Source organism: Burkholderia sp. AU30198 (assembly GCF_020419825.1).
Taxonomy (GTDB): domain Bacteria; phylum Pseudomonadota; class Gammaproteobacteria; order Burkholderiales; family Burkholderiaceae; genus Burkholderia.
On record NZ_JAIZSA010000001.1, the window covers coordinates 420,725 to 433,080 of the forward strand.

The 12,356-nt window shown below is 68.7% G+C and carries 14 protein-coding genes; 9 read left to right on the forward strand and 5 right to left on the reverse strand.

The features are described 5' to 3' along the window. Nucleotides 1–7 precede the first annotated feature (7 nt). The 7 genes from LGN19_RS01810 (at nucleotide 8) to LGN19_RS01840 (ending at nucleotide 5,346) form a co-directional block, all read left to right on the forward strand. Nucleotides 8–706: a fumarylacetoacetate hydrolase family protein gene (locus tag LGN19_RS01810; protein WP_122949448.1), complete on the forward strand. Its 699-nt coding sequence runs from the start codon at nucleotides 8–10 to the stop codon at nucleotides 704–706. A 25-nt stretch (nucleotides 707–731) separates the two neighbouring features. Continuing rightward, nucleotides 732–1,373, forward strand: coding sequence for a maleylacetoacetate isomerase (maiA, locus tag LGN19_RS01815; RefSeq protein ID WP_226212982.1), 642 nt, complete (start codon nucleotides 732–734; stop codon nucleotides 1,371–1,373). Between the two features lie 19 nt (nucleotides 1,374–1,392). Then, complete coding sequence (locus LGN19_RS01820) at nucleotides 1,393–2,601, forward strand: 3-hydroxybenzoate 6-monooxygenase (RefSeq protein WP_226212983.1); 1,209 nt, start codon at nucleotides 1,393–1,395, stop codon at nucleotides 2,599–2,601. 80 nt (nucleotides 2,602–2,681) lie between these two features. Beyond that, the gene (locus LGN19_RS01825) at nucleotides 2,682–4,043 is read left to right on the forward strand and encodes an MFS transporter (protein WP_226212984.1); all 1,362 of its coding nucleotides are present in this window, start codon (nucleotides 2,682–2,684) and stop codon (nucleotides 4,041–4,043) included. Between the two features lie 104 nt (nucleotides 4,044–4,147). After that, a complete protein-coding gene (locus LGN19_RS01830; RefSeq protein WP_122949452.1) occupies nucleotides 4,148–4,498 on the forward strand; it encodes an ArsR/SmtB family transcription factor in 351 nt (116 codons plus the stop codon). Continuing rightward, entirely contained in the window at nucleotides 4,488–4,922 is a 435-nt protein-coding gene (locus tag LGN19_RS01835; protein ID WP_226212985.1) for a YeeE/YedE family protein, read from the forward strand. The genes LGN19_RS01830 and LGN19_RS01835 overlap by 11 nt, the downstream gene beginning before the upstream one ends. A gap of 1 nt (nucleotide 4,923) precedes the next feature. Beyond that, nucleotides 4,924–5,346, forward strand: coding sequence for a DUF6691 family protein (locus tag LGN19_RS01840; protein ID WP_226212986.1), 423 nt, complete (start codon nucleotides 4,924–4,926; stop codon nucleotides 5,344–5,346). Between the two features lie 154 nt (nucleotides 5,347–5,500). On the opposite strand, the gene LGN19_RS01845 is transcribed toward LGN19_RS01840, so the two are convergent. Next, a complete protein-coding gene (locus LGN19_RS01845; protein ID WP_226212987.1) occupies nucleotides 5,501–5,851 on the reverse strand; it encodes a hypothetical protein in 351 nt (116 codons plus the stop codon). Between the two features lie 203 nt (nucleotides 5,852–6,054). Here LGN19_RS01845 and LGN19_RS01850 point away from each other — a divergent pair, with 203 nt between their 5' ends. Continuing rightward, a complete protein-coding gene (locus LGN19_RS01850; protein WP_226212988.1) occupies nucleotides 6,055–7,539 on the forward strand; it encodes a PLP-dependent aminotransferase family protein in 1,485 nt (494 codons plus the stop codon). A gap of 81 nt (nucleotides 7,540–7,620) precedes the next feature. Here the strand turns inward: LGN19_RS01850 and LGN19_RS01855 are convergent, their stop codons facing one another. From LGN19_RS01855 to LGN19_RS01865, 3 genes are all read right to left on the reverse strand, one after another. Next, on the reverse strand, nucleotides 7,621–7,896 hold the full coding sequence (locus LGN19_RS01855; protein ID WP_011355479.1) for a hypothetical protein: 276 nt from the start codon (nucleotides 7,894–7,896) through the stop codon (nucleotides 7,621–7,623). A gap of 97 nt (nucleotides 7,897–7,993) precedes the next feature. Then, entirely contained in the window at nucleotides 7,994–9,391 is a 1,398-nt protein-coding gene (locus LGN19_RS01860; protein ID WP_226212989.1) for a cytochrome-c peroxidase, read from the reverse strand. Next, a complete protein-coding gene (locus LGN19_RS01865) occupies nucleotides 9,388–10,851 on the reverse strand; it encodes a metallophosphoesterase family protein (protein WP_226212990.1) in 1,464 nt (487 codons plus the stop codon). Before LGN19_RS01865 ends, LGN19_RS01860 begins: the two co-directional genes overlap by 4 nt. Before the next feature lie 200 nt (nucleotides 10,852–11,051). Between LGN19_RS01865 and LGN19_RS01870 the strand changes: the two genes are divergently transcribed. Then, the gene (locus tag LGN19_RS01870) at nucleotides 11,052–11,900 is read left to right on the forward strand and encodes a class I SAM-dependent methyltransferase (protein ID WP_226212991.1); all 849 of its coding nucleotides are present in this window, start codon (nucleotides 11,052–11,054) and stop codon (nucleotides 11,898–11,900) included. Nucleotides 11,901–11,999: 99 nt separating this feature from the next. Here the strand turns inward: LGN19_RS01870 and LGN19_RS01875 are convergent, their stop codons facing one another. Beyond that, complete coding sequence (locus LGN19_RS01875) at nucleotides 12,000–12,311, reverse strand: hypothetical protein (protein ID WP_122949458.1); 312 nt, start codon at nucleotides 12,309–12,311, stop codon at nucleotides 12,000–12,002. Between the last annotated feature and the right edge of the window lie 45 nt (nucleotides 12,312–12,356).

The following is a 12,356-nucleotide window of genomic DNA, read 5'->3' on the forward strand; positions in this document are numbered from 1 at the left end:
GCCATTCATGACTTTCGTTTTCCCGCCCGAAGCGCCCGTGGCGCTGCCCGTTGCCGGCAGTGATGCCCAATTTGCGGTTCGCCGCGTCTATTGCGTCGGCCGTAATTACGCGGCCCATGCGCGCGAAATGGGCTTCGATCCCGATCGCGAGCCGCCGTTCTTCTTCTGCAAGCCGGCCGATTCGATCGTGCCGGTCGCATACGGCGAAACGCTCGATCTCGCGTATCCGTCGCAGACGCAGAACTATCACTACGAAGCCGAACTCGTCGCGGTGATTGGCAAGGGCGGTGCGGACATTCCGCTCGAGCGCGCGCTCGAACACGTGTGGGGCTACGCGGTCGGCCTCGACATGACGCGTCGCGACCTGCAGATGAAGATGCGCGAAATGGGCCGGCCGTGGGAAATCGGCAAGGCATTCGACCGCTCGGCACCGATCGGGCCCGTGCATCCGGCAAGCGACGTCGGTCATTTCGAGCAGGGTGGCCTGTGGCTGACCGTCAACGATGCGACCAAGCAGAAGAGCGACGTGTCGCACCTGATCTGGTCGGTCGCGGAAACGGTGGCCGACCTGTCGAAGTTCTTCCGTCTCGAACCGGGCGACGTGATCTTCACGGGCACACCTGAAGGCGTCGGCGCGGTGGTTGCGGGTGACGTGATGAAGGTCGGCGTCGAACGGCTCGGCGAACTGACCGTGCGTGTGGTCTGACGCATCTTCCAGGAAAGGCGACATCGTGCAACTGCATAGCTTCTTCAACAGTTCGACGTCCTACCGGGTGCGCATCGCGCTCGCGCTGAAAGGGCTGTCGTACGACACGCTTCCGGTGAACATCCGCACCGGCGAGCATCGCGAAGCGACCTACGTCGCGAATGTGAACCCGTCGGCAGTGGTGCCGGCGCTGGTCGACGGGGATTTCCGGCTCGGGCAGTCGCTTGCGATCCTCGATTACCTCGACCAGCTGCATCCGGAACCCCGGCTGATTCCGCTCGAACCGCAGCACCGCGCCCGCGTGCTGGAACTCGCGACGCTGATCGCTTGCGACATCCATCCGGTCAACAACCTGCGCGTGCTGCGCTATCTCGACAGCGAACTGAAGGTCACGCCGCAGCAGAAGACCGCGTGGTACCGGCACTGGATCGCGGAAGGGATGGCCGGCGTCGAGCGGCTGCTCGCGCGTGCGGATACAGGCCCGTGGTGCTTCGGCGACACGCCGACGCTGGCCGACGTGTGCCTCGTGCCGCAGGTCGCGAACGCGTTGCGGATGGATTGCGACCTGAGCGCGTATCCGCGCAGCCTCGCAGTTTTCGAGCACGCGCGGCGCGAGCCGGCTTTCGAGGCCGCACAGCCACAGCGGCAACCGGATTACGTCGCGTAACACATAGCAGGAGACAGACATGGGCGAGACACAACACAACGGCCGGCGCGTGCTGGTGATCGGCGGCGGCATCGGCGGGCTCGCGACGGCGCTCGCGCTCGCGCGCCAGGGCATTCGCGTGAAGCTGCTCGAACAGGCGGATCAGATCGGCGAGATCGGCGCGGGGATCCAGCTCGCGGCGAACGCGTTCAACGCACTCGACGCGCTGGGTGTCGGCGAGGCCGCGCGCAGCCGGGCCGTGTTCACCGACTGGCTGCAGCTGATGGACGCGATCGATGCACGCGAGGTCGCGCGCATCGATACGGGCGCCGCGTACCGCGAGCGCTTCGGCAATCCGTATGCGGTGATTCATCGCGCGGACATTCACCTGTCGATCTATGAGGCGGTCAAGGATCATCCGCTGATCGAATTCCGGACAAGCACGCAGGTGTGCGGTTTCGAGCAGGACGGCAACGGCGTGACCGTGACCGACCAGCACGGCGAACGGTATCGCGCCGATGCGGTGATCGGCTGCGACGGCGTGAAATCCGCGATCCGTCATGCGCTGATTGGCGACGCGCATCGCGTGACGGGCCACGTCGTGTATCGCGCGGTGGTCGACGTCGACAACATGCCGCAGGACCTGCAGATCAATGCGCCGGTCGTGTGGGCCGGCCCGCATTGCCATCTCGTCCACTATCCATTGCGCGGCGGGCGGCAGTACAACCTCGTCGTCACGTTCCACAGCCGCGACCAGGAAACCTGGGGCGTGCGCGAGGGCAGCAAGGAAGAAGTGCTGTCGTACTTCGACGGTGTCCATCCGCTGCCGAAGCAGATGCTCGACCGGCCGACGTCGTGGAAGCGCTGGGCGACCGCCGATCGCGATCCGGTCGAATGCTGGAGCGCGGGCCGCGCGACGGTGCTCGGCGACGCCGCGCATCCGATGACGCAATACATCGCGCAGGGCGCGTGCCAGGCGCTCGAGGATGCGGTGACGCTCGGCGCGGCCGTAGCCCGGACCGATGGCGATTTCGAGGCCGCGTTCGCGCTGTACGAGCGCGCGCGGATTCCACGCACCGCACGCGTGCTGTATTCGGCGCGCGAGATGGGGCGGATCTATCACGCGAAGGGCGTCGAGCGGCAGGTGCGCAACGGGCTCTGGGTCGGCCGTACGCAGGCGCAGTTCTATGACGCGCTCGACTGGCTGCACGGTTGGCGCGCAGAGGATTGCCTGACCTCCGTCGCGTAACGCGGCGCGGTTGGCCCGATTCCGGCGGCGCGCATTTCAACGATACGACGCGCGATCGCCTTCCTGGAGGAGACACCATCATGGCCGATACGCTGTCCATCGACGTCAGCGAATGGATCGACCGGCATCGCGTTGCGCCGTTTCAGGCCGCGATCGTCGTCCTGTGCTTTCTGATCGTCGCGATCGACGGTTTCGATACCGCATCGATCGGATTCATCGCGCCCGTCATCCGCGCGGAATGGGGCCTGTCGCCCGCGCAACTCGCACCGGTGTTCGGCGCGGGACTCGCCGGGCTGATGGCCGGCGCGCTCGTGTTCGGGCCGTTCGGCGACCGGTTCGGCCGCAAGCGCCTGCTGCTCGCCTGCGTGGCGTGCTTCGGCATCGCGAGCGCCGCGTCGGCGAGCGCGGGCGGCCTGACCGAGCTGATCGCGTGGCGCTTCGTGACCGGGCTCGGGCTCGGTGGCGCGATGCCCAATGCGATCACGCTGACGTCCGAATACTGCCCGGCACGGCGCCGTTCGCTGCTGGTGACGACGATGTTCTGCGGCTTCACGATCGGCTCCGCGTTGGGCGGGCTCGCAGCTGCGTCGTTGATCGAACACCACGGCTGGCACGCGGTGCTCGTCGTCGGCGGCGCCGCGCCGTTGCTGCTGCTGCCGGTGCTTGCGTGGCGGCTGCCGGAATCGGTGCGCTATCTCGTCAACACAGGCGCGTCGCGCGAACGGATCGCTGCGATGCTGGGGCGCATTGCGCCGGATCTGCATCTTCTGAACGCATCGTTCATCGCGCCCGCCGGCAAGTCGGCCGGATCGCCGCTCGGCCGCCTGTTCGGCGCCGACCTGCTGCGCGGCACGCTGCTGTTGTGGCTCACGTTCTTCATGAGCCTGCTCGTGATCTACCTGCTGTCGAGCTGGCTGCCGACGTTGCTGCGCACGACCGGCGCGACGCTGCAGACGGCCGCGCGCGTCACCGCGATGTTCCAGGTCGGCGGCACGCTCGGTGCGATCGTCCTCGGTGGGTTGATGGACCGTTTCGACCCGCATCGCGTACTGGCCTGCAGCTACGCGGCGGCCGGCATATTCGTCGCCGCGATCGGCATGTTTGCCGCGTCGCCGTGGGGCGCCGCGCTCGCCGTGTTCGCGGCGGGCTTCTGCGTGTCGGGTTCGCAGGTTGGCGCGAATGCGCTGTCGGCCGCGTTCTATCCGACCGAGTGCCGCACCACCGGCGTGAGCTGGGCGAACGGGATCGGCCGCGGCGGCTCGGTCGTCGGATCGATGGCGGGCGGCGCGATGCTGGCGATGGGCGTCCCGTTGTCGACTGCGTTTGCCGTCGTCGCGGCGCCGTGCGTGATCGCGGGGATCGCGGTGCTGGCGCTCGGTGTGGTCCGTGCCGATTCGACGCGCGTGACGGCCGCGAAGGCGATGGCGGGCGAGCAGGCCTGAGCGAAGGGGGCGGTGCAAGGCAGCCTGCCTCTGCCGGCAAACGGCTGGGAGCATCATTATATAAATTAATATAATATTGATCCTTTAATTGTCTCCCTGCGCCGATGAACGACGATCTTTCCGCCGGGTTGCCGGAACCCGACCAGATGCGCGCGGCTGCCGAATCGGCCTGCGCGCTGCTCAAGGTGCTGTCCAATCCCGACCGGCTGCTGCTGCTATGCGAACTGTCCCAGGGCGAGCGGTGCGTGAGCGATCTCGAGACCACGCTGGACATCCGCCAGCCGACGCTGTCGCAGCAGCTCGGCGTGTTGCGGGACAACGCGCTGGTTCGCACGCGCCGCGACGGCAAGAACATCCACTATTCGCTCGACAGCCCGGCCGCGATCGCGGTGATGGGCGTGCTGTACGAACAGTTCTGCGGCCCGGCCGCGAAGGGGCGGCGCGATGCAGCTTGATGCACTTCATTTCACGCCGTGGCTGTCGCTGGCCGGCGGTGTGCTGATCGGGCTCGCGGCCGCGTGGCTCGTCGCATTCAACGGCCGGATTGCCGGCATCAGCGGCATCGTCGGCGGTCTGCTCACGGCGCGCGCCGGCGAGCGCAACTGGCGCGCCGCGTTCGTCGCCGGGCTGATCGCCGCACCGCTCGTGATGTACTTTGCCGGGAACCGCCTGACACCGCAGATCGATGCCAGCTGGGTCGAATTGCTGGCGGCCGGGCTGCTGGTCGGCGTCGGCACGCGGTACGCGGGCGGCTGCACGAGCGGCCACGGCGTGTGCGGGATGTCGCGCGGTGCGCTGCGTTCGGTGGTCGCGACGGTGGTCTTCATGGCCGCAGGCTTCGTGACCGTCTTCGTGCGACGGCACGTGCTGGGAGGCTGACATGCAGGCAGGATTCGCGTTTCTGGCGGGGCTGCTGTTCGGCGTCGGCCTTATCGTGTCGGGCATGGCCAATCCGCAGAAGGTGCTCGGCTTTCTCGACCTGACGGGGCGCTGGGATCCGTCGCTCGCGTTCGTGATGGCCGGCGCGATGGGCGTGGCCGTGTTTGCGTTCGCATGGGCGAAGCGCCGGACGCGGTCGTGGCTCGGCTTGCCGATGCAGTTGCCGGCAGTGCGGGCGATCACCGTTCGGCTGGTTGCCGGAAGTGCCGTGTTCGGCATCGGCTGGGGGATCGCGGGGTTCTGCCCGGGGCCCGCGGTCGTGTCGATCGGCTTCGGGTCGGCGAAGGGGATCGTATTCGTCGTCGCGATGCTGGCAGGGATGGCGGTATTCGAGTGGGTCGAACGTCGCAGGAGCGTGCGGTGACGTCGTGACCGCCGCGTGCCAGGCGGGCTGCGGCGGTTGAAGGGGGCGAGGTCGGTCGATCCGCATGCGCACGGCCGAACCGGGTCGCGCCAGATCTCCGCTGGATGAGGCGGTGGCAGCCTGACGCTTTTCAGTGACGCGTCAAATCGCCATTTCAGGAGTGCTCGCCCACGCGATGGCCGCCGCGGATCCGTCCGGACAACCGGCGCAGAGCCGCACGCCATGCCGCGAGCATGCCGGGCCGTTCGTCCGGCTCCACGACCGCCGTGCTGACCGCGCCCGTGCCGCCGGCCGACAGCGCGACGTGGCCAGCCGTCTCGAACGTCAGGCATTCGCCTTCGTCGAGCAAGCGGCGAATGTGCTGCGGCGCGTCGGGCAGCCAGTCGAGCCCGCCGTGGCGCAGCGTGACCGCGAGCGCACCGTCCAGCACGATCACCTGGCTGCCTTTGTCGAACCACGCAAAGTGGCTTTGCCCGGCGTCGAGCCGGATGTGATGCGTTTGCATGGCGATTCCCTTTCCCGGTTGCGCGGCCTTGCGACGGCGAGGCGACAGCGTGCAATCAGGTTAGGGAAACGGGCACCGGCACGACAGATTCAGGGGGCGGGAATCTGTTGCGGTGCAGACGGCGATTATGCGCTGCTGTATCGGTGGGTTTCCCCGGAATCTGTATCTGGCGCGCGATCGGACGCGCGGGCACGATCGCCGGCATGACGCTTTTCACCGAATCATCCCGCCCACCTTTGCCGATGGACGGCGAGCCGCTTTACGAACGGCTCGCCGAGCACTACCGCCGCATCATCGCGGCCGGCACGCTGTCGCCCGGCGACCGGATGCCGTCGGTGCGCGCGTTCATGGCACAGCACGGCGTGAGCCTGTCGACCGCGATCCAGGCGTTCCGGCGGCTCGAGGATACGGGCTGGTGCGAGGCGAAGCCGCGTTCAGGCTACTTCGTGCGGCGCCGCGCGGCGGTCGCGCTCGCAACACTGCCGGAAAGCGACGGGCCGCCGCTGCGCGTCGAGCCGCCGTTCGCGGGCCTGCACGAACGCGTGTCGCGTGTGATCGATCGCGCAAACGCGGCGCCCGATGCGCTCAATCTCGGCGGTGCTTCCGCGCTGGCCACGCTGTATCCGGCCGAGCGCCTGCAGGCGCTTGCGATCCGGCTGTTGCGGCGCAAGCCTACCTTGCTGACCGATGCGGGGCCCGTTGGCGGTTCGCCCGAGTTCCGCCAGACGATGGCCAAGCGCGCGCTGTCATACGGCGTGACGGTGACGCCGGACGACGTGATGTCGACGAGCGGCGGCGTCGATGCCGTGAATCTCGCGTTGCGCGCGGTGGCGCGCCCCGGCGACACGATCGCGATCGAATCGCCCGCGTTCTTCGGCTTGATTCAGTTACTGGAAAGCCTCGGCCTGCGCGCGCTCGAAATCCCGGCCAGCCCGACGACCGGCCTGTCGATCGAGGCGCTCGAAGTGGCGCTGACCGCGTATCCGGACATTCGGGCCGTGGTCGTCGTGCCGAACCTGCAGAACCCGCTCGGCTGCGTGATGCCCGACGAGCGCAAGGCCGCGCTCGCGTCGTTGTGTTCGCGCCACGGCGTGGCCGTGATCGAGGACGAGCCTTATCGCGAGCTCGTCGAGGCGCCGCAGGCGGTCAAGCCGGTGAAGGCATGGGATCGCGACGGCACGGTGATCTACTGCCCGTCGTTCAACAAGGTGCTGGCCCCCGGGATGCGGCTGGGCTGGATAAGCGCGGGGCGCTGGCACGCGCGCGTGAAGATGTTGAAGTTCGCGCACAGCCGGCACAACGCCGCGTTGCTGCAGGCCGTTGCGGCCGAATTCGTCGGTTCGGGCGCGTTCGATCGCCATCTGCACCGGTTTCGCGAACAGTTGCGCGTGCAGCGCGACGTGACGATCGACGCGATTGCGCGGCATTTCCCGGCCGGAACGCGGATGAACCAGCCGCCGGGCGGGATGCTGCTATGGATCGCGTTGCCGGACGGCGTGCGCTCCGAGGCACTTTTCGACGCCGCGCTCGCGCACGGGGTCAGGATCGCGCCCGGTTCGATCTTCTCGAATTCCGACCGCTTCGACGGCTATATCCGGCTCGCGTGCACGCGCGTGTTCGATGCGGCGCACGAAGCGGCATTCGAAACGCTCGGCCGCCTCGTACGGGAAGCCACCGCGGCCACGTAAGCGCGGTGGCAACCGGCCGGGCTTGCGCATTCGCAAACGCCCCGGCGATCCGAGCCACCGACGCGGCAAGCCGCCGCCATTTCATCGGCTGGCCGAGTGCGTGGCGAGGTGCTGGCGGATCAGCGACAGGTAACGATCACCGACCGAGAAATCGCGCGCGGCGCGGGGCCGTTCGGCCTGCCGCAGCGTGGCCGGTGCGCTCATGCCCAGATAGCGGCAAACGGCCGATGGAAACGGCTTGCGCGTATGCCCGAGCTGGCGAGCCGCGCGCTCGACGCGGGCATCGCCGACCTGGGCGCGGAGCCATGCCAGCACTTGGCGATCGGCTTCGTTGACGATACGGACCAGATGTTCCATCGTGCGCCTCACTGTTCATAAATACAGTGCTGTAAATATAACCAGTGTTTGCGGCGGCCGCAAGCGGTTGCGCGTGCGGCTGGCCGTTCGGCCAGGGTCAACGAGCCGGCGTGGCGATTCGCGTGATCCGGGCAGCCGGGGCAGCGGACGCCGCGTGGGCTGCAACCCCCGTATAGCGCGCGTCGGTCAACGTGCCGAGGAACGCGACGATATCGTCGATTTCCGCGTCGCTCAGCGCGGGCGACGTGCCCGGCCGGCGGTTCATCGGCGTCGAGTTGACGTTGATGTTGCCGCGGTAGGCGGCCGGCACGTCGTCGAACGTTCTGGCCCCGTGATACCAGAAGCCCGGGTCGGTCGAGCGCGTGTTGTAGAACGCGACCGCGTCGCGCAGCGTCGTGAACACGCCGTTGTGCATGAACGTCTGCTTGACCGCGACGTTGCGCAGCCCCGGCGTGCGCAGGTAGCCGCACCATTGCGTCGGTTCTGGCCAGCGCAGCCGCCGTGCGGTGTCGCACAGCCCGTTGTCGAAATGGCGCGGATCGCGGTTCGCCGGCAGCGCGCGGTTGCGCGGCACCGCGATCGCGTCGTAGCCGAAATCGGTGAAGAGCGAACGCTCCGGGCGGCTCGACGTCTCCGACAGCGTATGGCAGCTCATGCAGTTGCCCTTGTCGGGATTGCGGAACAGTGCGAGGCCGCGCATCTCGGCTGGCGCGAGTGGCTTGCGCGTGCGCAGGAACGCGTCGAAGCGCGACGTGAACGGTGCCATCTCGTCGCTCTGCAGGTAGGCCTCGACGGCCAGACCGAGCGCGCGCACCAGTTGCTCGGGATCGCGCCGCACCGGCGCGCCGAAGCGTGCGACGAGATCGGGCGCGAGTTCGGTCGCGTCGACCTTGCGCAGCAGCGCGGCCGGCGACCGGTTGTTCATCTCGTTCGGATCGAACAGTGGCCCGCGGATCTGCTCGGCGAGCGTATCCGCGCGGCCGTCGCTGAACAGGCCGCCGAACGGTGACGGTGCGGGGGCGTCGTCGTCCTGATAGAAGTGGCGGCGCGGCACGTATCGCACGTAGAGCAGCGACGGCGCGTTGCGCTGGCTGAAGCGCCCGGGCCGGCTGCCTTCCGGCACGCCGGGCCCCGCGAGCGAGGCGGCCGACAGCGTCGGCGCGAACGCGCGGCCCGGGTCGTGGCAGCCCGCGCACGACATGCCGCGCGGCTCGGACAACCGCGGATCGAAGAAGATCCGGCGGCCGAGCGCGACGAGCGTCGGGTCGGGCGCGAAGCGCGCGGTCGCCGCATCGATCTTGCCCGTCACCTGCGGCGTGCCGTTGCCGATCGTGTCGACGACTCGCGAAGGCGGCGCACCGGGAAGCAGGACGGTTTCGGCCGGCGCGCCGTGAGCGGCAAGCGCCAGGCCGGCGAGCACAGCCGCCGTGGCCAGCGTGCGCAGCGTTTGCAGGCCGCGTGCATCGCGGCCGTCACATCGAACTCCTTCACTCACGGCGCAATGAACCCCGTCTTGTCGCAAGCGAGTGTCGTGCCCGACTGATTGCACGACGCGAGCAGCTTGCCGGCTGCCGAATATGCGTGGAACACCCAGCCGGTCGCCGGGGCGGCGCGGCGTTCCATGATCAGGAAGCCGAAGCTGTTGTTGTGCGACAGCCGCTCGATCACGGCGCCCGGTGCGGGCGTCAGCCCGGCCGGGAACGGGTCGGGCAGCGCGACGTCGAGATTGTCGCCGCCGTTGCCGGACACGATCGTCGCCGGATGCCCGGACGAGAAGTTGATCGCCTGGAAGTCGTGCACGTGCCCGTGCAGCGCGACGTGCACGCCGGGCGGGTAGTACGCCTGTGCGTTGAGGCTCGACATCACCGACTGCAACGCGAGGTTGCCCGGCGCGGGCGTGCTGCCGGCGATCGGCGCGAACGCGAGGATCGGATGATGGTTCGTGAAGATCGTCGTCGTCATGCCGGCCTTCGATGCGAGCGCGGCAACCGTCTGGAACTGCTTCTGGTAGATGCCGAATTGCGCGTCGGTCGTCTTGAGCGGCGTGCGGCCGACCTTCGCGGTGTCGAACACGATCACTTGCGAGCCGCCGCCGAGCGACACCGCATAGGGTTCCGAATAGTTCGCGTTGTTGTCGTTGGCCGGATCGTCGCACGAGCGCGCGGCCGAATACGGACGCGGATCGAGGAAGCGGAACCAGCCCTGGCCCGCGCGCGCGCATTCCTCGTGGTTGCCGCGCACGACGACCCACGGCGCCTTCGCGAGCAGCGGCGCGGCCGGGCGGAACAGGTCGGCCTGCCACGTATCCCAGCCATAGCCCCACGGGCTGTCCTTGCAGCCGGCGATGTCCGGCGGGCACGCGTTCTCGCGATAGTGGTAGTCGCCGATGTGCATCACCAGATCGGGCGACAGCTTCGCGACGCTGGCCGCGATCGTGTCGAGCGGCCACACCGTCGCGTCGTTGCACGCCTGCCATGCGTTGTCGGCTTTCTTCATGCGGCAGCCGGTGTCGGCGATGATCGCGATGCGTTGCGGCTGCGCCTTCGGCAGCGGCAGCGTGCGGCCCGCGACGCTCGCCGCCTGCGCGTCGGCCGGCAGCGTTGCCTCGCAGACCGACACCGGGAAGCTCGACGGCTTCGAATCGGACGGGTCGCTGGCGGTCGGCCGCAGGGCGATGGTCGCGGCGCCCGCGCGCAGGGACATGCGCGACAGCTTGCCGTCGACGGTCAGTTGCGGGCACAGCGGATCGCTGGCCGACGCGGGCGTGTAGTTCGTGATCACGCGCGCGATCGCCTGGTTCGTGTCGCCGATCTCGACCCACGCGGCCTGGACGTTGACCGACGCGCTCGCCGGATCGTCCGGCGAATCGATGTGGTTCGAGCACGCGGACAGCGCGGCGAGGGCAACAAGGGGGGCGCAGCGCACGAGCAGGGCGCGCGGGAGGAGTCGTCGCATGGGAGGCACCGTAGGAAAGTCGTCAACGATACGCAACACGAATGTAAGAAATGTGAACAAACCGGGGCGCGACGGGGGCTCGTACGCGGGCCGGGTGTCGACATTGCGACCGCACGTCGCGGCCGGAGGGCCTTGACCTCAAGCCGGCTTGAAGCAGCACAGTGCGGTGCACGATCAATGAACCAGAAGGGGAATCGACGATGGAAAGCAGCCGTCCCAACGATGAACAATCCGCGCTGTGGAACGGCCCGTCGGGGCGCGCGTGGGTCGATACGCAGGCGCCGATCGACCGGATGTTCGAACCGCTGGAGAAGTTGCTGGTGGATGCGGTGGCCCCGTCGTCCGCGCGCAGTGTGCTCGACGTCGGCTGCGGCACGGGCGCGGTCACGCTCGCGCTCGCGCGGCGGCTCGGTGCGAACGCGCAATGCATGGGCATCGATATCTCTGCGCGGATGATCGACGCCGCGCAGGCGCGCGCCGAGCGCAGCGGCATTCGCGCCCGCTTCGTGCGCGCGGATGTGCAGATGCACGCGTTCGAGCCGGCGAGCGTCGACCTGATCGTGTCGCGCCTCGGCGTGATGTTCTTCGACGATCCGGTTCGTGCCTTTGCGAATCTGCGGCATGCGGCGCGGCCGAATGCGCAGATGCGGTTCGTCGCGTGGCGCAGCGCGGCCGACAATCCGTTCATGACGATCGCCGAGCGGGCCGCCGCGCCGTTGCTGCCGAACCTGCCCGCACGGCGACCCGGCGCGCCGGGGCAGTTCGCGTTCGGCGACCGGCAGCGGATCGCGTCGGTGCTGGCGGACAGCGGCTGGGCGGACAGTGAGATCGAGCCGGTCGATCTGGCGTGCGCGCTGCCCGAGTCCGCGCTGGACGACTACATCACGCGGCTGGGCCCGGTCGGGCTTGCGTTGCTGGAGGTGGACGAGGCTACGCGGCGGCGCGTGGTCGACACGATGCGTGCCGCGTTCGAGCCATATGCCGCCGGTGCCGATGTGCGCTTCGACGCGGCATGCTGGCTCGTGACGGCGCGTGCACCGTCCGCGTAACGCGTTGCGGTAACAACGCGGATCACGGAAGGGGCGGCCGGTGCGCGCCGCGGATGGCCGTTCGTGCGGGACGAAGCCGGGGCGCGCGACTTACGCGCGTCAGCGTCGCAGCGCGCGCAGCATCAGCCACGCGCATCCGCCGGCGACCAATACGAGACCGAGCAGAACGGCCTCGACGCCGAGCGCAAACCCGGGCGGCATATCCCCGGTGTCCGGCATCGGCGACAGGTTGATGCCCATCGCGATGGCGCCGCCGGCGAGCAGCGCCGCGCAGACGACCCAGTAGACCTTGCCGCGCGGCGCCGCGGCCCGGATCCGCCACAGCGCGATGCCGGCGCCGCCGAGGTAGAGCACGGCGAGCGTGCCGAGCGCGATGACGTCGGATGCGTGGCTTTGCAGAAGCCCGGTCATCGTGCGGCTCCGGCAGGCGTGGCAGACCGCCACGGCGCAGCAAAC